The sequence below is a fragment of the Stackebrandtia soli genome, assembly GCF_965137155.1.
In the GTDB taxonomy this organism is placed as follows: domain Bacteria; phylum Actinomycetota; class Actinomycetes; order Mycobacteriales; family Micromonosporaceae; genus Stackebrandtia; species Stackebrandtia soli.
Genome location: NZ_CBCRZX010000001.1, coordinates 97156 through 122251 on the forward strand (window position 1 = coordinate 97156; position 25096 = coordinate 122251).

Sequence of the window (25096 nt, forward strand, 5' to 3'; positions counted from 1 at the left end):
ACTCCTGGATTCGCCCATGGGGCATTTTCTGTTCCTGAGGTGATCATGTGTTTCAATTGGCGAATCCGTAAGAAGGCACTTTCGTGTGCCAGCGGAACAGCGATGTGTCCGTCCAGCGTGGGAGCCCGCCGTGGCCACCATGATCCGCGACACACCACCGAAGGGCGACGAACATGACCATGTCGGCGACGCAGGCGGAGGCCTGCCCGATAGTGCAGGTGATCGATCGGGTCGCGGGCAAATGGTCCGTGTCGATCCTGATCGCCGCGACGCGGGCGCCCGTCCGATACACCGAGCTCGAACGCGAGGTCCCGGGCATCAGCCGCCGCATGTTGACCCTGACATTGCGCAATCTGGAGCGGGACGGGCTGTTGACGCGGAAGGTGTACCCGACGGTTCCACCCAAAGTGGAGTATTCGGCGACCGACGGGGCTCGTGAGCTGTACGCGCACCTGGTGGGCCTGACGGAGTGGGCGCAACGCCATCAGCCCGACATCATCGCCGCACGCGCGGCCTACGACCAGGCTCAGCTGGCCGACGCCGAAACCGGGGCCTAGCGGGCCTGGACCGGACGGCGGACGGCCGGGTGGAACGCCGGTGCCATGGAAGTTCGCCATGTGGCCGGATCGGTTCGGCCGCATGAATCGTGGCCGCCGCGACCAGGACCGACCCACGTGACGGAACGAGCCGGTCGGATGATCGGCGCCTTGGCCACCGCCGACGACACCGGGCCGCCGACGATGCCCCCGCTGTTGGAGAACGGACTCGAATCACGGGAACGGGCGGCGTCGACGTCTGGAATCCGTTTCGACGTCGCGTGCCGTGCCTGGGCCTCGATCGAAAGACGACCGCAGGGCTACGGGCCAAGCGGCGCCAAGAACTCGCGCGACGCGACCGAAAACGCGTGGGCGCGTCCGGACCGCCTCACGACAGACCCGGACGCGCCCACGGCTCGGTTCTAGGCGAGTCCCGCCCGGCGCAGCGCCTCGGCCATCGCGCCCTGCGGTGCTTCCTGTTGGCGGCGACCGTTGCCGCGTCCGCCACGGTTCCCATTGCCGCTGTTGCCGCCATTGCCGTTGCCGCGATCCGTGCGGCGTGGGGCTCGCCCGCCTTCGGCGCGCTGCTTCGGTTTCGAGGCACCGGCCTCGTCGTCGAGACGCATCGTCAGCGAGATCCGGTTCCGGTTGGCGTCGACCTCCACCACCCGAACCTTCACGACGTCACCCGACTTGGCGACGTCGCGCGGGTCCGACACGAACTCGTGCGACATCGCGGAGATGTGGACGAGCCCGTCCTGGTGCACGCCGATGTCGACGAAGGCCCCGAAGGCCGCGACGTTCGTGACGACGCCTTCGAGCACCATCCCCGGGCTCAGGTCCGACAGCTTCTCGACACCCTCGGCGAACGTCGCCGTCGTGAACTCCGGACGCGGGTCTCGACCCGGTTTCTCCAATTCGGACAGAATGTCGGTGATCGTCGGCAAACCGAAGGTCTCGTCGACGAACTCGCCCGGTCGGATCGCCGTCAACGCCCGCGCGTTGCCGATCAACGTGTCGACGGCACACCCGCTCGAATCGGCCATGCGGCGGACGACGGGGTACGCCTCCGGGTGAACGCTGGACCCGTCCAAGGGGTCACCGCCCCGGATGCGAAGGAAGCCCGCGCACTGTTCGAAGGCCTTCGGCCCGAGCCGCGGCACGTCCAGCAACGCCGACCGAGACGTGAAGGCGCCCTTGGCGTCCCGGTACGCGACGATGTTGTCGGCGAGCGAGGCGGTAACGCCGGAGACCCGTGACAGCAGCGGTGACGAGGCGGTGTTGAGGTCGACGCCGACCGCGTTCACACAATCCTCCACGACGGCGTCGAGACTGCGAGACAGCTTGTTCTCCGCGAGGTCGTGCTGGTACTGGCCGACGCCGATCGACTTCGGGTCGATCTTGACAAGTTCCGCCAGCGGGTCCTGGAGCCGCCGCGCGATCGACACGGCACCCCGGAGGGAAACGTCCAGATCGGGCAGTTCGCGCGACGCGTACGCCGACGCCGAGTACACGGACGCCCCCGCCTCCGACACCATGACCTTCGTCAGCTTCCGGTCCGACGCGAGCGCGACGAGTTCACCGGCGAGCTTGTCCGTCTCACGGGAGGCGGTGCCGTTGCCGATCGCGATCAGGTCGACGTCGTGCTTCTTCACGAGCGCCGCGAGCGCGGCCAAGGCCTCGTCCCAGCGGCCCTGCGGCTTGTGCGGGTAGATCGTGTGGGTGTCGACGACCTTCCCGGTGGAGTCGACGACGGCCACCTTGACGCCGGTCCGGAAGCCGGGGTCGAGGCCCATCGTGGTGCGGGTTCCCGCCGGGGCGGCGAGCAGCAGGTCGCGGAGGTTCGAGGCGAAGACGCGAACGGCCTCGTCCTCGGCCGCCTGCCACAGGCGGACGCGCGTGTCGACGGAGACGTGCACGAGGATGCGCGTCTTCCAGGCCCACGACACGGTGTCGCGCAACCACCGGTCACCGGGCCGCCCCTGGTCGGAGACGCCGAAGCGGACCGCGATCGCCATCTCGTAGTCGTTGAGGCCCACCGGTTCCGGCTCGGTCGGATCGGCCGGTTCCAGTCCGAGCGTCAGCATCTCCTCCTTCTCGCCCCGGAACAGCGCGAGGATTCGGTGCGACGGGAGCTTCTCGAACGGTTCTGAGAAGTCGAAGTAGTCGGCGAACTTCGCGCCGTCGGTCTCCTTGCCCTCTCGGACGCGCGATGTGACGACGCCCCGCGTCCACATGCGCTCGCGGAGGCCGCCGATGAGGTCGGCGTCCTCGCTGAATCGTTCCGTGAGGATGGCGCGGGCGCCCGCGAGCGCCGCGGCCGCGTCGGCGACGCCCTTCTCGGGGTCGACGAAGGCGGTGGCCTCCGTGTTCGGTTCGAGGTTCGGGTCGCCGAGCAGACGATCCGCGAGCGGCTCCAGTCCCGCCTCGCGCGCGATCTGGGCCTTCGTGCGGCGCTTCGGCTTGTACGGCAGGTACAGGTCCTCGAGGCGGGCTTTCGTGTCGGCGGCGAGGATCTGGGCCTTCAGGTCGTCGGTGAGCTTGCCCTGGTCGGCGATCGAGCCGAGAACGGCCTCCCGCCGGTCGGCGAGCTCGCGCAGGTACCGCAGCCGCTCGTCCAATGTGCGCAGCTGGGCGTCGTCGAGCGTGCCCGTCGCTTCCTTCCGGTATCTGGCGATGAACGGCACCGTCGCTCCACCGTCGAGCAGATCGACGGCGGCGGTCACCTGCCGCTGCGCCACGCCGAGCTCGTCGGCGATTACCCTATGGATATCGATGGTCACGATGGCCTCTCAAGTGTCGTATCACGTTCGCCCCGATTCTGCCGGGTCGGCAAGGTGCCAGCGACGGCAGGTTGGTGCCCCAACGACGACGGAGGCGATGCACGCACGTGGCCAATCCGCTATGAGATCGATATATTCGCATCGTGCCCCTCACGCGACGCTTCACCCTGACCCTGGCGACCATGGCCGTCATCACCGCCGCCGGTTGCGAACTCATCGACGCCCCAACCGATCCGACGCCCTCCGGACTGGACGACGCCATCACGGCCCTCACCGTCTCCGATGAGGAACGCGACGGCTACCAACGGGAATCCTTCTCCGACTGGCGCGATCCCGACGGAAACGGCTGCGACACACGACAAGAAGTCCTGATCGCCGAGGAGCTCACCGAGTCGGCGACGGTCACCGACTGCGATGGAACCATCCCCGGCGAATGGCTGAGCGTGTACGACAGCGAGCGCGTCACCGACGCGTCCGAACTCGACATCGATCACTTCGTCCCGCTCGCGGAGGCGTGGGATTCCGGCGCGTCCGAATGGACGGAGGAACGCCGCGTCGACTACGCCACCTACGTCGACGACGACCGGCACCTCGTCGCCGTCACCGCCTCCAGCAACCGCTCCAAAGGCGACAAGGACCCGGCCGAGTGGATGCCGCCCGACTCCTCGACCCACTGCGAGTACATCGCGACCTGGGTCGCCATCAAGACCCAGTGGGAGCTGACGGTCGACAAGGCCGAGCTCGACGCGATCCGCGGGTTCGCCGCCGACTGCTCCGGCACCGAGGTCACCATCACCCCGATCGACTGACGACGCCCAGCAGTTCAGAACAGCGTCGGTGCGGCACTCCCCTCGAGTTCGAGCAGGCGACGCTTCAGCTCGACCAGCGCTCCCCCGCTGCCGGCGAACCCGCCGATGGCCCCGTCGGCCGCGATGACCCGGTGGCATGGGACCACGATCGGCAGGGGGTTGTTGGCCATGACCCGGCCGACGGCGCGCGCCGCGTTGGGTCGACCGGCCCGCGCGGCGAGTTGCTGATAGCCGATCGTCTCGCCGTAACCGACCGTCTCGTCGAGCACCCGAAGGACGGTCGCGGGCCAGCCGCTGACGCGCGACCAGTCCAGCGTCACCTCGAACCGTTCGCGGCTGCCGGCGAAGTACTCCCGAAGTTGCCCGATGATCTCGGTGCGCGTGTCGGCGACCGCCGGGGGCACCGTGTCCTGGGTCGTGTCGCCGGTCGTGATGTCTCCGAACGCGACGCCGAGAAGGCCCTTCCGGGACACGGTGACCGTCACGGGCCCGATCGGTGTCGCCATGACAGTGGTGGCGGTTTCGTGGCTCATGAAGTCAATGGTGCTCGCTCCGTCCGACAGTGGATCGACCCTGGTCGGTGTGATCCACGAAATGCCTGCTCATGTCACGTATGGGGCGGGTGTGATGATTCGAGGGACCCCCCGGTTGTCGCCCCGGTTCGCATCGCGTAAAGTTCTCTTCGTCGCCGAGGCGGGAACAAAAACCGCCAAAGCACATGCGGACGTAGCGCAGCTGGTAGCGCGTCACCTTGCCAAGGTGAAGGTCGCGGGTTCGAACCCCGTCGTCCGCTCGGAGGCTGGCCTATAGGCTGCGGCCGACGGTGGAGTGGCCGAGAGGCGAGGCAGCGGCCTGCAAAGCCGCGTACACGGGTTCAAATCCCGTCTCCACCTCCAAGCACAACCCATCCCGGGACGATTAGCTCAGCGGGAGAGCGCTTCCCTGACACGGAAGAGGTCACTGGTTCAATCCCAGTATCGTCCACCACGTTTTACCAGTTCAGAGCCGGTTTCCTGTGATTCAGGAAACCGGTTTTTTGCTTCATTTCGGTCAAATGTCGGTCGGATCCTGCGGTCGTCGGCGGTATTCGGCAGCATCGATTGTGACGGTTCAGCCAGCTGTTGGTGGCCAGACGGCAGTACTTGTTCGTCCATACGGACACCCGCTTCAGGTCTCCGAAACGAGAACATCCCACCGACCAGCTCAACATCGAGTCGTTACGAGCAAACCTCGAGTGAGCCCGGTGCCGAATTCGCACGGATGAATGCCTGGAGCCGGACTGTTATGGTGGGCAGGTCATGGTGATGTTGCGCATGAGGGCGGCGGCGTTTGCGGTGTGGAGGACTCCGTCGCCTTTGAGGCGGCAGTTCCTCATGATGGTCCAGTTTTTGGTGCCGGCGAGGGCGTGTTCGACGCGGGCGCGGATTCGCTTGTGAACCCGGTTGAGGTCGTGTTGTCAGGGTTTCAATTGCCCGCCAATGGGTTTGCGGTACGGCATGATCACATCGTTACCTTGGTAGCCTCCGTCGGCCATGACCGCGGCGGTACCGGCGGCGGCCTCGATTCCGGACTCGGTGTAGGCGTGTGAGTCGTGCCTGGAGCCTTTGAGCGGTCCGGCTACGGCGATGGCCAGGCAGGTGTCGGCATCGATCATGACTTGCAGGTTGGCGCTGCGGCGGTAGTTCTTCGACGCGTCGGCCACGGTCGCGTCGTGGACGGGTATCACGGTGCCATCAACGATGAACACCTTCCCTGCGGTGTCGGCAATGGGTGTGGTTTCCAGTGCCAGCAACGGCTCCAACGAGGCGATGATCCGGTTGACCGCCGACTTGTCAACGCCGAACAGTGGCGCGATCTGCCGATGAGTCAGGTTCGTGCGCAGGTACACCGCGACCAGCAGTACCCGGTCGGCCAGGCGCAGTGACCACGGCCTGCACGCCCGGCCATCAGCGATCCGCACCCCACCACGATCAGCCACAATCGACACCAGACGGTCGAACTGCCTGGGAGACAACCCCGAAAACACCCTGATCCACTGCGGCTCATCAACACTCAACACGAACATACCCAGCACAACGACCCAACCCCACCTCACGCAACAAGGCAACCTTTAGGCAGCCCCAAACCCTCCCACAACCCCAAGATGTCCTCATACATCTGATGAAGCCACGCCGACAGTTCTGGATCATCAACGAAATTCTCCCAACGCATAACAGCACCTCCACCGCCGTCATTTCTCACTTCGAGCGAAAGCGCCTCGAGCGACGATCAAGAATCCACGCCAGCACGTCCAACGGGACAATTCCGTACTCCTGTCGAATGTCGATACGTCCCTCCATCCACCCCGACGCGGGCACCGTGATCACCACCGACACATCACGACCCTCAGGGTCCGGCCCAGCAAACCGGAAGACCCGGTCCACACCACGCTTGACATCCATCAACCACCACCGCTCAAAAACGGACACCGCCTCCACCGAAAACCCCAGAACCCGGAAACCACCCCGCCACCGTCAACGTCCGCACCGACTCCGGTACCGCCACACCCATATCAATCACGGCGTCAACCACCCCCATCGAACACACCTGATACACCCACTACCGCACGACCACCGAACCTTCACCGACGCGCGTTGCCGAGCGGATAACGCGGTCCCCGCATCCTGACTCCGCTCCCACTCTTCATGCGCCTCACCCCGCCGATCCCCCTTCTCAGTATTCTTGAACCAAGGACCCTCCCCAGCCGGAAACCAATCCGTCGCCACCAGAACCCGCATGGAATGACCAATCGCCTCATCAATACTGATATCCCACACCTCGAACCCATTACCGAGCTCGCCCACCACCATCAAACCCTCACCCAACAAATAAGCGATCAGCTCCCGAAACGCATCCTCCTTCGGTATGCCCGACTCCTCCGCGTAACATTTAGCTCCGATCATCACATAATCCAACGGGACCCAGTCATAAAACCCATCAGCAAGAACCTCATTGGCTTCACCCTCCAAACTCATAAGACTTAATACCCTCATTTCCGTTTCGGCAAATGCACTTTACGACTTATGCCGTCGCCTACGACGATATCGATGGTTACACCACCAGAATTCGATTCGAGCCGCCACAGCATCCGCGTACCATCGTTGCGTTTGAGATGATCAGAAAACTTATCCGTTGGAAGCGGAAGCTTTTCGGCGCCGTCCGTCCAACGATCAAAGAGTGCCATCACCGTCATCAACCACACAGGATGAAAAAGGCTCAATGACCTTGTCGGGATTCTGCTACGACACCCAGGGGAGTTCACGCCACGACTGCCTTCCACTTCCCATGTAATCGGGGCCTTGCCATTGGTCTCTCCACTTCGGAGAAAGACCATAGTTGGCGGCCATGGGGCCGACGAAAGACTCCGGAACGGTGCGGCCGACAATCGCCGTCGGGTGGTATACCTCCAACGCTCCCGATACGTCCAGGAATGGCCCAAAGCGGTCGTACCATTCACTGCGAGTCGGTGCGTCGAGGAAGCCTTGAAACACCGCCAACTCGGGATCCCTATCGGCCCAGCATCCCCACTTGGCGGACGCTCCGGTTATCGCGACCACGATCGCCGAGACCGTGAACGACCACGAAAAGTCGTCAGCCGTCGTCGAGGTGAACCCGACCGCATCCCAATAGTCGTCCTCGCTGGCATCGGCTGACAGCGACCGCACCGGATACCCCAACCCTTCGGCGAGATACCCATCCAGGTCCGGCTCGAGGACCATCAGATCGATCTGGTCATCCCCATGCCACCGAGCCATCGCGCACAACGCAGGCCACAACTCCGGGGTGAGAAGCACGTCAAACTCACAGAACAACGAATCACCGGCAGGCCTCCTGAACACCTGGTCAGGAAACCTGGCATCAAGATCGAAGACCCTCGCACACCGAGACCGCACCGCGAGGTACTCAGCAAGACCCGCCACCGGCTTACTCTTGTCAGGCATAAGTCACTTCCGAGTCTGATTTTGAGGACAGCTTTCTTCCGACCGAGTGCATAATAGTCTGCCGTCCATCCGTCGACACTCTTGGCCTTGCTTCGCAAATAGTATCGAAGTTCTCCCTTCACATAGTTAATTCCATGACCATGATCGATACGCGTCCATCCGTTGAGCTCAAGAGTCTTTCCGAACTCAGTGGGACCGACATCAGTTTCTACATTTCTTGCATTAGCACCGCGGTTTGTAATGTCCTGGTACTTCGATGAGGTGCGGCAGCAATCCAGCCCAACATCAGGCTCAGCTGTTTCTTCGGTCTTATCCTTGGGCGGCCCGTCGTCTTCTTTGTCCTTTTTGGGTCGTCTTTGGTCGCTGGCGGTTCTTGGTCGGGTTCAGGGTCCTTCTTAGGTTTGTCGGGACTGTCTGGTGTTTCTTTCGGTGTGTCGGTGTCGCCGGGGTCTGTTCTTGGTGGGTCCGATTTCGGGCCGTCAGCGGCGTCCTCGACCGCGTCGGCGAAGTCTTCGGCGTCCTTCTGGCCGAGCCCGAACGTTTTCTTCACCCACTCGACGAGTGACTTGCCCTGCTTCCAGAGGAATTCCTTACCGATCTTTCCGAAGCCCGGCAGAATCCTGTTGAGGCCGTTCTCGACCGCCATCGACACGAGCATCGTGCCTGCAGTCGCCCAATCACCGTTCGCGATCGCACCCGCCAGCGCGATCGCATCCGGGATGCCCGTCAAGTCCCACAGGAACTCAAAGAACGGTTCGACCCCCTGACCACTACCGCCACCGCCACCGCCACCACCGACCGGCAGCCCATCCCACTTCGTCCCCGATGCATCAGAAAAGCTGATCGGCGAGTTGTTGGCGTAGGCGTACCCGTTCCACGACTGCGGCTCGGACACATCGAACACCGGGTCGTCGGAGATGAACCGGCCCAGATCCGGGTCGTACTCCCGCGCACCGACGCTCGTCAACCCCGTCGGATCGATGATCCCGCCGACGAACCCAAGCGATCACTGTCAATACGTCAATTCATTCCGAGGTAATGTGATTCGTGACACGTTTGCCGCGACCATCGAATGTCCATGTCGATCACCGTGAGATCTGACACGTACGCTTGACATTCGTTGGAACATAAGGAGCCTTTTTCATCCTGTGTGGTTGATGACGGTGATGGCGCGGACGATGTCGGTGGCTCGGTGGGTTGAACAGCGCAAACGCCGCAAGATCCACCACCTCTTGAGTTCGGCGAAGCCGCGTTCTCCGGGGGCTCGAAGCTCTGCTTGGATCCGGTTCTGCCGCTTCTTCTTCCCTGGCTTGCGTCGGCCCTTCCACGGCGTCGCGATGTTCTGGTCGTCGAGTCCGATGTAGCCCTTGTCCGCGAGGGCCGGCATGCCCGCGGCCTTCAGCTGCTCTGGGATCATCCAGATCCGCGCAGCGGCCGTGTCATGAACAGACCCAGGAAGATGACCCGAAGTCCACAACAGATCACCGGTCGGGGTGGTGATGGCCTGTACGTTCACCCCGTGGGTACGGTGCTTCCCCGAATAGTACGGACGGTCGACCGCGACCCTGTCACAGTGGATCAACGTGCCGTCGAGGATCCCTTTGGGGCAATCCGCAGCGTTTCGCGCGTCGTAGCACCTTCCGCAAACTGGGTGCACGGGCCGCTACCAGGGAAATCGTCTCGTTCACCCGCCGGAACACCGTCGACGCCGACACTCCGAAGCCCGCCCCCACACACGCATACGTCTCACCCTTATGGAGATACACGAGCGTCATCAACGCCTGCTGACCAGCAGAAAGACTCCGCCACCGGATCTTGTTCTCCCGCAGGTGGGAACGGATCACGCCCGCCACGAACCGGAGGGTCGATGACGACAACGGCAAACACGCCTGATACAACAAGACGGGAAGCTCCTGTGAGACGGCTGGCTTAGACACTCGTCGTTGTATCAGGAGCTTTCTTCATGCCCACACCCGGCCACAATCCACACCAGAACTACACCCAAAGAATCCCAGATCCACTGCAGCCCAACGGATCTCCGACAGGATGAAAAAGGCTCCATGTAATCTTTGCATTTGGAGCCGCTTCTGGCAGTAGCCGGTCGCAGCGACCGCGACACGGCTTTGCCGAGATCCGTTGAGTTGTAGGGAACTTCGCCGCAGTTGTGTACGAGAGTGTCGACGGTGAAGTTGTAGACGGCGAACGATGTGTCACTGTCCAGTGTGGTGATGCTGACGATGACGAGGAAGTCGCCGTCGCGTTGGAGGAGGGTGTCGCCGGGGGTTCAGTCGCCGGCCTCTGTCCAGGTCTCTTCGGTGGGTTTCCCAGAAGGGGTGTTCGGGGGTGACCGTGAACGCCTGCGCGTCGTCCGGTAGGTCGACCTCATCGCCGTCACTACTGGATGGGTGGGTCGGTGCCGGTGACCTCCGACGCGATCAGATCCCGGAGGATCTCCCTCTCGGCCGAGCTTCCACAACCCGTCCACTATCGATCATAATGTGGTGCCTGCGGAGACTAGGAGCGATTCTCGAGTGGACAAACCGTCGGGCCGGTGCTCTTGCCAACACCGACCCGACGAACTAAAGCGCGTGAATGCTCGGGGGGCCCGACCCTTATCCGATGGTTTCGGGCATGACTCCCAGAATCAAGTTCTCCAGGCCCTCGATACCTGATCCGAACGATCCCAGCCAGTTGATGACCGAATAGATCGTGCTGGATTCACCGATCCCCAAAAGAAACTGACCCTGATCCAACTCTCCGATCGGAGTGATCGCCTCACCCACATCTTGACCCCACTCGATGAACCGATCATCCTCACCCACCATGCGAATCGGGTTGAAGTCGATCGCCTCCCGCGCCCGCGTATTCCCTCCCTCATACGCCGGAATCCTCAACCCGCTGAACTCCGCCAGGAACCGACGCGCCACCCCATGAACAACGAACCCCTCACCCTCGAGCTTCGCGCAGAGCCCCGTCACATCCACCCGACGCCCCGGAAACCACCCCGCTGACTCCAAAGTCCGCACCGACTCCGCAGACAATCCACTCATCCAGTCTCCATCGTCCCGTTGACAGCCACCCACCCGAACACCCCCGACCCCGTGTCGTCAATGAGCGCCGTATCGAAACCCGCAATCCCCAACACATCCCGCACCGCGGCATTCATCGTCTCCACNACCGCCCGATCAAGCCAACACACCTCACACANACATTCGACCACATGAGACTCAATCGACCGGCAATCCCTCCCCGACCGCCAACACACCACCACCCTGCCGTCCGCAACACCGACGACGACGCCCGGACCGTCCCGATCCGCCACAGGCAACGGCACCCACCCCAACACCTCCACCACCCGAGCAACCTCACCGTTCACGTCACACGAAACGCCAACCCCCGCACCCGCTCGGCCCACACGACGACGCAACCCGACCGGAACACACTCACCAACCCGATCCCGCACCACCACCATCGGGTCATCGAACTCCATCGGATCCTCGATCGCCGCAACAAACCCATGATCCCGCAACACCATCGACACGACCGGATACATCCGCGACCAAAGGCGGACACACATATCCCAATCCAACGCCAACTCGCGTTGCACCCAAGCATTACCCCAATGAACGAACACCGCCCCATACTCCACGTCGATCTCATGGGAAACCGACTCGTCGCGATCCCATGTGTCGTGAGGCAAACCTAGGCCATCCCACAAACCCCGAACCTCGTCATACATCTGATGAAGCCACGCCGACAACTCCGAATCATCAACAAAATTCTCCCAACTCATAAATCACCTCCGCCGCCGCGCCTCAAAGGCATTGCCTATGTGCGTTTTCAGAGACAGATAAGACCCTGGTCCAGCCAGAACAGTCCATGTGATCTTCGCATTCGGTGCAGCTTCAGCAAGCAACATGTCACACCTACCTTTGCAAGGGCTACGTTCGGAATACAGTTCCACGATATCGTCGCCCAAGAATCCGTCTTTAATGACCTCCTCCAGAATAAAGTCTTCAGAATGGAATCCAGCGCCGTCACTAATACCGTAATAGATTTTATCGGTACCATTGACTTTCGCTGCTGCGACGTTTCGGCCCGGAGATGTTCTGTTCGCCATGCGATGTTCGAAGGCCTTCTTGCCGAGATCTGTGTAATCATAGGGAACTTCGCCGCAGTTGTGTACGAGGGTGTCGACGGTGGTGGCGTAGTAGTTGTGGGTGGTGTCGACGGTGAAGTTGTAGACGGTGAACGATGTGTCACTGTCCAGTGTGGTGATGCTGACGATGACGAGGAGGTCGCCGTCGCGTTGGAGGAGGGTGTCGCCGGGGGTGAGGTCGCCGGCCTCTGTCCAGGTCTCCTCGGTGGGTTCCCAGAAGGGGTGTTCGGGGGTGACCGTGAACGACTGGGCGTCGTCCGGTAGGTCGGTCTCGTCGCCGTCACTACTGTGGGGTGGGTCGGTTCCGGTTGCCTCCGACGCGATCAGGTCCCCGAGTGTCTCCTCGTCGCTGGCGGTCGACGCGTCGACGACGGTGATCTCCAGGAGCGTGTCGGCCTGTTTGGAGAACAAGGCCGTGACGACGTGGTTCTCCTGTTCACCGGTCTCGGTGTCGAGTGTGACGACTTCGTCGCCAGGCTCGATCTCTTCGATCGGTTTCTGTGAACCGTCGGCCATCGACACCGGGGTGCCCTCGACGAAACAGTTGCAGTTGTGATTGCCGTCGTCTTCGGGTTTCTTCGGGTCGTCTTTGGTCGCTGGCGGTTCTTGGTCGGGTTCAGGGTCCTTCTTAGGTTTGTCGGGACTGTCTGGTGTTTCTTTCGGTGTGTCGGTGTCGCCGGGGTCTGTTCTTGGTGGGTCCGATTTCGGGCCGTCAGCGGCGTCCTCGACCGCGTCGGCGAAGTCTTCGGCGTCCTTCTGGCCGAGCCCGAACGTTTTCTTCACCCACTCGACGAGTGACTTGCCCTGCTTCCAGAGGAATTCCTTACCGATCTTTCCGAAGCCCGGCAGAATCCTGTTGAGGCCGTTCTCGACCGCCATCGACACGAGCATCGTGCCTGCAGTCGCCCAATCACCGTTCGCGATCGCACCCGCCAGCGCGATCGCATCCGGGATGCCCGTCAAGTCCCACAGGAACTCAAAGAACGGTTCGACCCCCTGACCACTACCGCCACCGCCACCGCCACCACCGACCGGCAGCCCATCCCACTTCGTCCCCGATGCATCAGAAAAGCTGATCGGCGAGTTGTTGGCGTAGGCGTACCCGTTCCACGACTGCGGCTCGGACACATCGAACACCGGGTCGTCGGAGATGAACCGGCCCAGATCCGGGTCGTACTCCCGCGCACCGACGCTCGTCAACCCCGTCGGATCGATGATCCCGCCGACGAACCCACGGTCATCCGGCCACGCGCCCGGCTCCGCGCCACGCGGATTCCCGAACGGGTCCTGACGACGCTGCTCGACCTCCATCGTCTCCGCATCAACCGCCAGCGAGTTCGTGCCCTGCTGATCGGCCGTCAACCACGTCAAACCACCCTCAGTGGACCTGACGGCGACGGTCATTCCCGCATGGACGTAGTACCGCTTGGCGGTGACCTCTCCGGTGTCCGCCTTCTGGTGCACCTCGGTGCGACCGAGGTACAACGTCTCACCGGAGGCGTCCTTCGCGATCAACCGCTGACCGGCGGCGTCGTATATGTACGACGCGAGTTCCACCCCGGAATCGGTGTCGGACACCGACTCCAGACGCCCTTCGGCGTTCCAGGCCAGATCCTGAAGCTTCCCGGCACCGTCCGGGCGACGCGTCATATTGCCCGAGGCGTCGTACGCGTAGGTGTGGGTGAAACTCCCGGTCGATCCGGTGACGGCCGTCTCCGTGCTCGTCAACGTGTGCGGTTGAGCCGCACCCGCCGCCGGATAGGCGTAGTCGACTGTCGTCGTCTGCGGTGTCCCAGGGGCGGCGTGCTCGACCCGCTGGGCGCGGTTCCCCGTGGCGTCATACGAATAGGACTGCCAGTACGGCGCCGGCCCACCGAGATCGGAGCCGGACGGCCCCGCGGCACAGTCATCGCTCGCGGGCGTCCACGCTTCCGTAAGGCGACGCAGGTGGTCATATTCGAAGCACTGCCGTTCGTTGCGACCGACGATGCCGGTCTCGACCTCGGGTTTGTCGGTGACACTGAGGACGTTTCCCGCGTCGTCGTACTCGAACGACAGTTCCTGCAACCGGTTCGGCGACACCGACGACCGGCTCACCACCATTCGCGACAGTCGACGGGTGTCGGCCTCGTACTCGAACGTCTGATAGACCGAACCCGAGGTCATGACGCTCGCGGACTGCTCGATCCGCTGCAGCATCCCGAACGCGTTGTACTGCGTGTCGACAACATACGCGCTGCCGATGTTCGTACCGAGCTGGTACGGAAGGCCCAGCTCCTCGTCGTAGTAGTACTGAACAGTCTCACTGGAAAGGCCACCCACGTTCGGATAGCCCATGGTGCGAATAGACCCGTCCTGTTTGTACGTGTCGGCCATGATGTACGTGCCCGACAACTCACCATGGCCCTCGGGAATGGTGACCCGCGAAACCAAGGGACGATAGAGATCGTCATACGACGTCGTCTCCGTCGTATACCCCTTGCCATCGACGTAACGGGTCGCGGCCGCAGGAAGCCCCTTCGCACCCGCCACAGTGTCGAACGAGTACTCGACGCGCAACGGACCGTCCACCGTGTCGTCCCGCACCGACGTCATCCGACCGAGCGCATCGTAGGTGTACGCCAACGTCTCACCGCGTGCGTCCGTAGTGGACGTGAGCATGTTCGCGTCGTCGTACACGGCCGAGACCTCACCGCTGTCCGGATCCGTCGATGACGTCATACGGCCACGGAAGTCGTACTCGTAGGTCCACTCGTTACCGACCATGTCCGTGATCGACGTCAACCGCGACGCACGGTCGTACTCGTAGAACGTCGACGAGAACGGACTGTCGGGCGTCCGACCCTCATGGATCCGATCCTCGACGGTCCGTCCGAACAGGTCGGTGACGACCGTCCGAACGACTCCCCCTTCGGGAGGGATTACCGTCGTACGATCACCGGCCTGGACATAGGACGTTCGCCAGCGCTCCGCACCCAAGGACTGGAACACGTCCGCAGTCAACTGACCGCGGCTCCCGTACTCCTGAACGCTGACCGATGCCAGCATCGCCTCCGAGTCGGGAGCGACGATCGTCGTCGACGGACCGGCAGTGTTCTCCAACCAGCCGTCATACGACCGGAACGGACGTCCGACCGAATCGTAGAACTGATCGGTGACGACCCTCCCTCCACCGACGGCGGGCGTCTGCTGCTGCCGCTGACGCAGCAGCGAGTCGTACAGGACCACACTCGACACATACGAGCCGTTGTGGATGAGGGTCTTCGTGGTCACCGACGAGGGCTCGACCTGACTGATGACGTACGAGTACTCGACATTCGGCGTCTGAGTCGTCTTCGATCGGTCCGGCAACCAGACCTTCAGCGTGCGCCCGAGAGCGTCGTACTCGACATCGGTACGTTTGCCGTTGAGATCGACGGCGTTGTTCACATGACCACGCAACGGATCGACCGCGGTGGTCTGCTTCCACCCCAACGTATTCGTCTGGGACACCGACCGGACGGGTGCACCTGCCACTGGCACGAATGCCGTTGACGACGTCGCGCCTGTCTCATCGGTGCTCGACGTGACACGGCCATGCGCGTCATAAACTGCCGTTCGGGTCGTAACGAATCGAGCACCGGTCGGCGACCATTCGGCGGCGACCTCAACCGACGTCGCCCCGCCGCGCACCGGTGGGACACCGAACGCGGCCCCGTCGTACGAGACTCGCGTAATGCCAAGGACATCATCAGTCGAACTCGGCTCCACGTCGCATGGCAATGCCGTCGACACGACCACGGAGGGAGCGACGATCCCCGTTGATTCATTGTGGATGTATTCAGTCGTCGTGCAAGTATCGTCCAAAGAAGAGGAAGGGTCGCCATCGACGTGATTCGATGCGGGAAGCCCCCACTCGTTGTACGAGAAGTGTGCGTTTGATGATCGCCAACCACGCGATTCGTCGAGGAATGTCGCCTCCTGGACCGCCGACACGTTCACGAAACGGGCACTGACGGTGCGGCCAGCGACATCACGACTCGCAGTCGGGTCCGACCTCCAATAGTCGGTGATCTGTCGGGCGATCACCTCACCGGTCGCACTGTCCAGACTCTTTGCCTCTCGTGTGCGACCCGTCAATTCGTCATGATCGACGGCCGATGTTCCGTCACTGGCTGCGACGCTCACGTCCTTCGTTCCGCCGTCGGGATCCTTGTCCCCGTGCATCCCACGGTGGAAAACCGTCTCTGCGACGATGGGGCTGTCGTCGTCATCGCCGACGATGGTTCGTACCGACTCGTACCCGCGCCACTGCGACCAGGTGCGGAGCTTCTTCTTGATGAGGCCGTTGCCGTCCTCGTAATGCCAGGCACCGCCGCCGGAATACTCGTAACGAGTGACGGTCCGAGGAGAATCCGAACCGCCGGTGTGGTCGTGCATCGTCACGGCGTCGACGACGTACTTGTGAAACCAGTCCATGTCGGGGTCCCCGTAGTCGGCGGGGGTCCACCAGACCGGGAAGCATCGCGCGGTGTTCGTCCCCGGCTCGTCGGGGACCGTGTCCGGGGTGCACTCGGCGTCGGCGTAATGAACACCGATCTCGCCGCCGGATTCGGTGCGGATCGAACCGATCCGGAACCAGTTCATCGGCGGTGCGTTGTCGATCCCGTCCACCCGGTTCGGCAGCTGGATTCCGGTGAACGTCACCTCCGGGAGCGTGATCGCCGGAGTCGCGGTGTGGCCCGTGCGGGTGATTCCCTCCAGGAAAAGACCCGCGCGGGTCCCGTCGCCGGGATTCCGGAACGAGTGCCGCAGGGTGATCGTGTCGACGGGCCGGTAGGTCGTCCCCGCGAGCGCCTGGGTGGCGATCGTGGACAGTCGACGGGTCGACCAGAACGTCGGAGAGTAGTTGTCGGTGCAGGGACCGTCGACGCATTCCTGGTCCCACGGGGTGTCGGGCCAGTTCGCCTCCTTCTTCTCGGCACAGTTCTCGATGCATCGATCCGCAGTGGTGAACAGAACTTGATACGCCGCCTTGCCATAGGCGGTGGTGCTCGTGGTTCCGTAGTCGATGCGCTTCAAGTACCCGTCGCGGTCATACGACACGGCGTCGGCCTGGTCCGCGTTGCGCGCATATCGGTTCGTGTCCTTGCCGTACCAATAGCTGGACGTGTTCCCCCAGGCGTCCTCGACGTAATCGAGCTGCCAACGCCATGCTTGACGGCAGTCTGACCCGGCAAAAGTCGACGCGTTGCACGGCTCCCCACTGTGATTCCCGAAGACCGGCGCGGTCAGAACGGAGTTCGTCACGGCGGCGCCGTCGGTCCAGCCGGGAAGCTGATTCCGGCCGAACCAGAGCTTGGTCCCATCCAATGTGGTGACGACCCAGTGCTCGCCATCGTCGTCGCCGTTGGGGCCCCCGGTCTTGAGCTCGATGTGGGATCCGTCTTCGGACTTCGGTCGCCATTCGCCCGTGTCGGCGTCCTTGATCAGTTCGGTCGACGTGCCGGCGACGGACATGAACGCGTTGTCGTCGAACCAGCAGAGATCACCGGTCTTCTGGACGTTGTTCGCCCCGTCTCCCATGTCCTCGGCGCACGGAATGTACTTTCGCTCGATGAATCCGGGTTGGTAGTCGAAACCTTCACCGATCCAGGACGGCTGGTTGTTCGATGCCGCAGTGCGACCGTCGACGGACTGGGACGAGTACGACAGCAGGACGGTCGGCTCCGGGCCTCCGATTCCCGGGGGGACCGGAACGGGATACGACCAACTGAAGTCGCCTGCCGCACCACCCGCAGACCATGCCTGGGACGCGGACAGCGACGACGCTCCATAATCGCCCGATGGGCCGGACGCCGCGGCGATGACGGCGAATCGGCCATCGCCGTTCACATCGGCAGTCACAGTGGACTCGGTGACGTCATTGGCGGACGCCACCGGCTCGAAGTCGCAGACTCCTTCACGGTCGCAGTCGTTCAGTTCGACGATGCGAAGCCGTGTCGACCAGTCGGCGCCGAAGGCCGTCGCGAACGACGAGTAGTCCACGGTCATCGACGCGACATCACCGTCGAGATCGACGACGACGCCGTCGATTCCGAAGTTGTCACTGAACTCTTGATCGTGGACGACGACGTCGACGGAATCCATCGCCGTGACCGCGATCGGCAGTCCGCCGACCTCGACGGTCGCTTCACTGGTCACTGTCCGTCGGGCCGTGATCGGCCACTCCGGTTCCGGGGGGGCCTCGCCCATAGTCGTGTCGGCGGTCGGGTCCTTCCCCGGTTCGGTCACCGTCGCTGAATGCGATTCGACCGCTTCGACCGGCGCCGGATCATCGTGGTTCCACGGCATCTCGGGAAGGCTCGGGATGTAAGACAGGAGACTCAGCACCATCGCAAGGCTGATTCCCATCATGGCCGTGTCTCGGAATCGGCGCATGGCCGATGCGTGGGGGTCCAGTTCCAGAACCGGGGCGGACATCGAGTTCTCCTGTGCCGAGGTTGTCGAGCTGAATGGACGAGATTTCGGCGAACTGATCACGATGACTCCCATGCCAGTTGTTCCGGCCCGAAATCACCGTTGTCGTTGCTGTAGAGCCAGATCGAGGTGGTGTCGCTGCGGTAGACGACTACGAGGTCGGCGTCGCCGTCCCCGTCGACGTCCATGAGATGCGCGTCCGCCCTTTCGGCGTCGACGGGAACCGTCGGGGTTACCGCCGAGACCGGATTTTCGGCACCAGTTGAGTAGGGAACCGTGATGAACACGTCGAAACGCCAGGACCCGGTCGAGTTGACTCGACGCATGACACCGCGATCGATGAATCCCGGTCCGACGACCCCCGTGTCGGGGTGCGCGCGGTCATCGTCGACAGAAGCGTTGACGTGGCCGGTCGTCACGTCGACGAGGCCAGAATTCCACTCATGGGATGTCGAACTCCAGGTCACGGAGGGAGCCGAGAGACCATCTGCACCGTCGGCGCGATACGTCGCGACGCGCGCTCCGATGCCGCTCGCCGCCGTCCCGTAGACGGTCAGATCCGCTGCACCGTCCCCGTTGACGTCGGAGAGGCTCGGTTCGGGATTCGTCGCCAGGCACCAATCGATCGAGTCGGTCACGTCGATGCCGACCGGACTCGCCAGCGAACCGTCGGTCGCGGTGAAGAGCCGGGGCGAACCCGTGCAGGAGCGGCCGTCCGGGGTCGCCACGAGATCGTCGTCGCCGTCGCCGTCGATGTCGCCCGCCGTGATGTAGGTGGCGGCGGGCATCCACGGGCCGGGCGGCGCGGGCGTACCGTCAGACGGCGCCATGGTGCTGTCGAGCTGGGCCGGAGGTTGCTCCCACAGGCCGTACTCGTCCCGTATGAGCACCTCAACGGTGACGTACCGCGCGGAGATGACGGAGTTCGTCGAGGTCGGAGACTTGTAGTACTCGTGGCGTTCATGAATCAACGCCACGTCGTCGAGGCCGTCCCCGTTGACGTCGAGCTGTGTCATCGTCGTGTAAAAGTCGAAGTAGTCCGAGGTGGACGACTGCCACACGATCTGGTCGGACCAGGAGCCGGCCTTCGCCGTCAACGCGGACAACGTCGCGTATCCGGCGTCGAAATCCAATGTATAGATGTCGGACGGTGTCCGGTCCACGTCGGGAATGTCGCCGCTAAGTCGATCGGCGCCGGCCATCACGTCGGTGACGGTCTCCGAGTCAGTCAATGTCGTCGTCTCACCAATGGTGCCGCCGAAGACATGAACGTCGTCGATTCCGCCGAGCCACTGCGATCGCGGCTCGCCGCCCGGATCGGCGCACCCCACGGTGATCCCTCGGGGCGCGTCCCATCCAGGACCGATGTCGGCGGTGCCGGTGAGACTGCCGTTGACGTACATCTGGACGGTTCCGTCGCTCGCGTCGTACGCCGCGACCAGATGCGTCCACTGTCGAATCAGTGCACCATGACCGAACGCTGCGGCTTCGGGCGAGCCGGACGAGTCGGACGCCGACGCGGTGAACGCCCAGTCATCAAGGTCTGCGTCATATCCGATGGTGAACGCGGACGCGACAGTTCCGGACTGGGCGACAGCGACGCGATCGGTTCGCTTGTCCTCCAAGAAGACCCAAGCCGACACCGAGAACGACGAGGCGGTCGGCACGATCACGTCCGACACAGCACAGCCACTGCCATCGAATGACGCCGAAGTACCATCGGCTCCCGAGCCGACACCGTTCGTCCATGTAAGACTATTGCCGTACACAGTGTCGTCGTCGGTGCTGGTGCCCGAAATGCCGTTCAGTTTCCATCGAGCAGCCTTCGCTGCTTGTTTCCCATAGACTCCCGCCTCCGAAGGAACGACGACCCGGTCCCAGATTCGAAGGTCGTCGAGACGTCCGAGCCAGCCTTGACGGTTGTCGTTGGCGTATGCGGCGGTTCCGACCCACAGCTCGCCGGGGACGTCGACGGTGTGAATCGCCGTCGTACGGCCTTGGAGTGCACCGTCGACGTACAGGAACAACTCACCCGTCGCCGCGTCGTATCCCGCGAGCAGATGCGTCCAGACTCCGATCCCGGGGGCCCCTGTGGACCATACGTCGGCCCAGGTGGGAGTCCCGTCGATGGTTGACGGGACCGTGAACAGCCAGCGATCGGACGAGGCGCGGTACTTGAGGTACATCGCGCTCACATCGTTGCCCTTGACGCTCATCACGGTCCGGTCGACCGAGCGCGACTCCAGACGAACCCATGCCGAAACCGAGAAACTCTGTGTCATGTCGACGACGGCGGCGTTCGTGTGGAGCGCCGTTCCACCGTCGAAGGCGGCGCTCTTGTCGACGCCCAGCCGGCCGGGCGCCGACTGGGGCACGGGAGCGCCGGTGAGGTCGTGACCGTTGCCGGAGTCGTCGACGGCGAGCCCGCCGTCGAGTGATTCGAGCGACCAGCGCGCCACCGGATCCGTGAAGTTCTTGTCGACGATGAATCGGTACACGGTCGGAGTGCTGAGGTTGCCGGCCATATCCGTCGACCAGACCCGCAGAACGTTCGCGTCGGCGCGAGTCGGGGTCACCGACATGGACGTCTGTTGGCCCGCCAGCGGAACACGGTCTCCTCGTGTCGGGTCCTCTTCGTTCAACGTGACGAGGTAGCCATCGATGTCCTCAGTAGAGGGTGGTCCGACGATCGTGAACGATCCGGTCTGGCCGATGCCTCCGGCGCCGTCCTTGCTCGTCGTCTCGTCGGGATAGTCGGTGGACTGCACCGTCGGGGCCGACGGCGCGACAGTGTCGACTGTGAATTCACAGTTGAGGTAGGGGCCGCTGGCCCCCTTCGCGTCGGTCGTCCGGAATCTCGCTGAGTACGTTCCGTCCGAGATCGGATCGGAGGGGGACGTCGACAGGTACGTGTTGGTCTTGAGGCGATCCTGCGTAACGCCGACAGCTGAGGTCCAGTCCTCCGACACGGGCTTCCACCACGCACCGGCTGTCAAGGTGTCCTCGTCGGTGTCGGTGACCCGGGCCTTGAAGGTGGGAGTCGAGTCGCTCGTGACCGGACGCTGGTCCCCTGAGACGCAGGCGTCGCCGTCGATCGTCGCGCTGGACGGAGTACCTGGAGGGGTGTTGTATGCGATGCGGAGTTCCGCATCCAATCGGTACTTCTTCCAGGCGTTGTGGTTCGACTCGTTCTCCGCTTTGAGTCCGAGATAGATGTATTTGTCGTTGCTCGCCACGGCGTCCCTGACGGCGCTCGTCGCGGTCCACTCGACGGGACGCGGGGCGCACGTGTCGCCGTTGCGCCGGACTTCGCTGTTGGTGTCGAGTCGATCGCTCCATCCGCTTCCGGATGAGTTCCAACTGGTCGACCACGTGGTGCCAGCGCTGAATGTCGGAATCGCGTACAGGCCGGTCGCCGCAGACTGGCCGCACCCCAATGCGGACCATCCCTGGGTCGTCGAGAACGTCGCGCTTTCGATGATCTTGCCGTTGACGTTCGACAGGGGCATCCGGAGCAGCGAGCGGGCTCGGAAGACCTTGTCGAAGTCGGTGAAACCGACCTTGAGCTTGCCTTCGTCGGCATTGACCGGGGGATGCGGCTGGTTGTACACCGACCCTTCGTTGTCGGTGAGCGTCGCGTACGCGCTCTCCTTCGAAGTCCACGTCGGATCGATATAAACCGGATACACGGTGGACGGATCGTCGAGCATGTCCGCAGAGGGCGTCAAAGTGATCGCCTCGTCGGTGACCGAGACCGTCATCGGTTCCACGCGCGGCGCCTGATTCGACGAGGTTCGCGTAACGTCATCACCTGCGGAGTCCCACATCATTGCCGATCCGCTCGTCAGAACGACCGAACCGGTTTCGGGGTCGGTGACCTCGACCGTCTCACCGTCGCCTTCGGTGACATCGAGTCCCGTGGTGGTCGTCTCGAACACGGCGTCGCGAATGACGGGACTCGTCGCCGCTTCGGGGGTCTTGACGATCAGAGTGTGCGAGAACCCGGAGACATCGGCCGTGAGCACGAGGTCGACGCCGGGAACGACATCGATGTATGTCGCGGTGTCCCCGGATATGACGGGTTCCGGAAGAACGGTCGCTGATCCGGTGTCGAGCGTCAGAGCGAGTTCATCGTCACCGAACCGCGTGACGACGGTCGGCTCCGTACCAGCGGATGGGAACCACAGGTCGATCGTCGATGCCGTCGGCCCCATGGAGCCGTCCGGACGGGTGATGAGCGTCGGATCGACGCTGACCCATTCACCGTCGGGACGGCGAACGAACACGCTCGGGCTCCATCGATTCGACGCGGATGAACGAACCGTCGGGCTGCGCGAAGACCTCGGCGGTCTCACTTCTCAACGATTCGACTTCGACTTCACCGCCGCAGGCGACGGCGTTCTCGGCGGCCTCGGCCTCGCTCCATGTGGACGGGAGGCATTCGAGATCGGCATGAGCTGCCGTTGCGGTCGCCGTGATCAACGTTGTCGTCAGCACCAATGCCAAGAGGCCGCCGGACGTTGAGTTCTTCACTGAAGTCATGTCGATCACACCATCGCCGTTCCGAAGGAGACGGCTCCCGCGCTTGGAACACCGTCATAACCTGGCCGAATCACGCGCACCGGATCGGTGCCGTTGAGGAGGAGGTTCGTCCACGAGACCAGGTACACGGCGCCGGTTCCGTCCGGATCGCCCACGTACAGGTGCGTGGACGACGCCGCGATGTGTTCGCCCATCCGAGCTGCCGACGTGGCAGTCCATTCGGGTCCGAGCACTGTCGCGTCGACCCATACGTCGTGATCACCAGGCGCGCCGATCAGCGAGAACAACTGCACCGCACCCGTGTCCGTAAGCGGCTCGCCTTCCTCCCCGGGAATTCCGACCGCGAGCATGAGGTCGCTCCACTCCGGAACCTCCTCGGGCGATCGGTTCACGATCTCGACCGTCCATCCGAACTCGTCTCCGGGTTCGGAGGCGCCGAAGACGCCATCGACCGCTTGATGAATGGACGCCTGTTCAAGTACGGCTCCAGTGGCCGTAACGACCACCGCAGACACGACGCGCCCCGCTTCCTGATGCTCGCCGATCGCCTCCCCTGGTGCGCCGACGGCGAGGATCGTTGAGCGACCGATACTGACGTCGTCGAAGGACTCCATCGACAACGACCAGCCGTATCGGTCGTCTTCCTCGATGGCGCCACTCTGATCGTCGTCACGCTGGTTGAGGACGGCGATCTCTAGAACGGCGGATGGATCAACGTCGTGTCCGAAGAGGTGGGCCATTCCCGCGTCGGCGAATCCGTCGATGTCCTCCCCGGGGACCCCGATCGCCACGTGTCGTTCGCCTGCGGCGACGGCGTGACCGAACCGGTCACCAGCCTCGGCTTCTCCCGCGATGCCGATGATGTCTTGATGCAGCCAGGTAGAGGCACCAGCGGCCAACAACAGGACACCGCCTGCGTTCGATAGTGGACCTATCGCTTCCCCAGGAGCACCGACGACGAGGTACGGGAGCCCATCGAACCGATGCGCTGCATCGATTGAGAAACCGAACTGGTCACCCTGCTCGGCGACCAGGCCGGAAAAGTCCTGCTGCGTGTATCGGGTCGTGGGTTGGGTTCCGAAGCCGGCCGGTGAACCCGGAAGGACGTACACGGCTCCCGCTTCATTCGCGCCATCGACCGACTCGTATGGCGCTCCGACGACGAGGTCGTCGCAACCATCGAGATTCACATCGAAGGTATCGAGCACCGTGCCGAATCGGCCGCCCCCGATGGGATCTCCGGGAACGAACGGATCCGCCAATGACAGCGTGACCGTGCCGACAGTCCCACCGAACAACACATGGACCCGGCCAGCGGCGACCATACCGTCAACATCGGCCTGATCATCTGCGACGGCGACGTCCTCGAACCCGTCACCGTTGAAGTCGACGACATCGTTGAACTGGCATCCCGCGAGCTCCTCCGCAACAGCCGACGGCGCGAACAGAACGGACGCCAACACGACGGCTGACATCAATGTGGGCACTCGTTCACGAGCGCACCGATAACTCACTCCGGACACAGGGCGACCACCATGATTAGGCGCACGCGAGCGCCGAGGGGCAGGGCAGGCGAGGACATTCTGGACGGGCAAGCCCTCGTGCGCGAACACTGTGCCGGAGTGATCGAACGTTGAGAACCTAAGCGATCACTGTAAATACGTCAATTCATTCCGAGGTAATGTGATTCGTGACACGTTTGCCGCGACCATCGAATGTCCATGTCGATCACCGTGAGATCTGACCCGTACGCTTGACATTCGTTGGAACATAAGGAATCTGGCTGTCCTCCGTCGATTTGACTGCACAATGGACCTCCAGGGCACAC

Annotated in this window: 12 protein-coding genes, 3 tRNA genes and 3 pseudogenes; 6 read left to right on the top strand and 12 right to left on the bottom strand. The window is 63.1% G+C overall.

The annotated features are described in order from the left end of the window. Positions 1 to 173 precede the first annotated feature (173 nt). Both ACM9NP_RS00500 and ACM9NP_RS00505 read left to right on the top strand, forming a co-directional pair. The gene (locus tag ACM9NP_RS00500; RefSeq protein WP_415644525.1) at positions 174 to 557 is read left to right on the top strand and encodes a winged helix-turn-helix transcriptional regulator; all 384 of its coding nucleotides are present in this window, start codon (positions 174 to 176) and stop codon (positions 555 to 557) included. A gap of 117 nt (positions 558 to 674) precedes the next feature. Then, entirely contained in the window at positions 675 to 962 is a 288-nt protein-coding gene (locus tag ACM9NP_RS00505; RefSeq protein ID WP_415644526.1) for a hypothetical protein, read from the top strand. On the opposite strand, the gene ACM9NP_RS00510 is transcribed toward ACM9NP_RS00505, so the two are convergent. Then, the gene (locus ACM9NP_RS00510) at positions 959 to 3319 is read right to left on the bottom strand and encodes a Tex family protein (protein ID WP_415644527.1); all 2361 of its coding nucleotides are present in this window, start codon (positions 3317 to 3319) and stop codon (positions 959 to 961) included. The two genes, ACM9NP_RS00505 and ACM9NP_RS00510, sit on opposite strands and share 4 nt — an antisense overlap. Before the next feature lie 143 nt (positions 3320 to 3462). Between ACM9NP_RS00510 and ACM9NP_RS00515 the strand changes: the two genes are divergently transcribed. Continuing rightward, a complete protein-coding gene (locus tag ACM9NP_RS00515) occupies positions 3463 to 4128 on the top strand; it encodes an HNH endonuclease family protein (RefSeq protein ID WP_415644528.1) in 666 nt (221 codons plus the stop codon). A gap of 14 nt (positions 4129 to 4142) precedes the next feature. Here the strand turns inward: ACM9NP_RS00515 and ACM9NP_RS00520 are convergent, their stop codons facing one another. Then, complete coding sequence (locus ACM9NP_RS00520) at positions 4143 to 4661, bottom strand: methylated-DNA--[protein]-cysteine S-methyltransferase (RefSeq protein ID WP_415644529.1); 519 nt, start codon at positions 4659 to 4661, stop codon at positions 4143 to 4145. Positions 4662 to 4848: 187 nt separating this feature from the next. Here ACM9NP_RS00520 and ACM9NP_RS00525 point away from each other — a divergent pair. From ACM9NP_RS00525 to ACM9NP_RS00535, 3 genes are all read left to right on the top strand, one after another. Then, a tRNA-Gly gene (locus ACM9NP_RS00525) sits at positions 4849 to 4921 on the top strand. A 29-nt stretch (positions 4922 to 4950) separates the two neighbouring features. Further along, positions 4951 to 5024 (top strand) — tRNA-Cys (locus ACM9NP_RS00530). A gap of 16 nt (positions 5025 to 5040) precedes the next feature. Further along, positions 5041 to 5115, top strand: a tRNA-Val gene (locus ACM9NP_RS00535). 295 nt (positions 5116 to 5410) lie between these two features. Here ACM9NP_RS00535 and ACM9NP_RS00540 read toward each other — a convergent pair. From ACM9NP_RS00540 to ACM9NP_RS00585, 10 genes and pseudogenes are all read right to left on the bottom strand, one after another. Further along, positions 5411 to 6193, bottom strand: a pseudogene (locus tag ACM9NP_RS00540) (transposase family protein). Positions 6194 to 7156: 963 nt separating this feature from the next. Then, the gene (locus ACM9NP_RS00545) at positions 7157 to 7360 is read right to left on the bottom strand and encodes a hypothetical protein (RefSeq protein ID WP_415644530.1); all 204 of its coding nucleotides are present in this window, start codon (positions 7358 to 7360) and stop codon (positions 7157 to 7159) included. Between the two features lie 46 nt (positions 7361 to 7406). Next, positions 7407 to 8108, bottom strand: coding sequence for a hypothetical protein (locus ACM9NP_RS00550; RefSeq protein WP_415644531.1), 702 nt, complete (start codon positions 8106 to 8108; stop codon positions 7407 to 7409). 814 nt (positions 8109 to 8922) lie between these two features. Then, positions 8923 to 9108, bottom strand: a pseudogene (locus ACM9NP_RS00555) (RHS repeat-associated core domain-containing protein); the annotation flags it as partial. Between the two features lie 141 nt (positions 9109 to 9249). Continuing rightward, positions 9250 to 10045 (bottom strand): annotated as a pseudogene (locus tag ACM9NP_RS00560) (transposase family protein). 675 nt (positions 10046 to 10720) lie between these two features. After that, positions 10721 to 11158 (bottom strand): SUKH-3 domain-containing protein, encoded by a 438-nt coding sequence (locus ACM9NP_RS00565; protein WP_415644532.1) that lies wholly within the window; start codon positions 11156 to 11158, stop codon positions 10721 to 10723. A gap of 746 nt (positions 11159 to 11904) precedes the next feature. Then, positions 11905 to 18729: an RHS repeat-associated core domain-containing protein gene (locus ACM9NP_RS00570; RefSeq protein ID WP_415644533.1), complete on the bottom strand. Its 6825-nt coding sequence runs from the start codon at positions 18727 to 18729 to the stop codon at positions 11905 to 11907. Positions 18730 to 18785: 56 nt separating this feature from the next. Next, positions 18786 to 23012, bottom strand: coding sequence for a LamG domain-containing protein (locus ACM9NP_RS00575; protein ID WP_415644534.1), 4227 nt, complete (start codon positions 23010 to 23012; stop codon positions 18786 to 18788). Continuing rightward, positions 22987 to 23268 carry a hypothetical protein gene (locus ACM9NP_RS00580; protein ID WP_415644535.1) on the bottom strand — a complete coding sequence of 94 codons (282 nt, stop codon included), beginning with the start codon at positions 23266 to 23268 and terminating at the stop codon, positions 22987 to 22989. The genes ACM9NP_RS00575 and ACM9NP_RS00580 overlap by 26 nt, the downstream gene beginning before the upstream one ends. Before the next feature lie 5 nt (positions 23269 to 23273). Next, the gene (locus ACM9NP_RS00585) at positions 23274 to 24743 is read right to left on the bottom strand and encodes a VCBS repeat-containing protein (RefSeq protein WP_415644536.1); all 1470 of its coding nucleotides are present in this window, start codon (positions 24741 to 24743) and stop codon (positions 23274 to 23276) included. Positions 24744 to 25096: the final 353 nt, after the last annotated feature.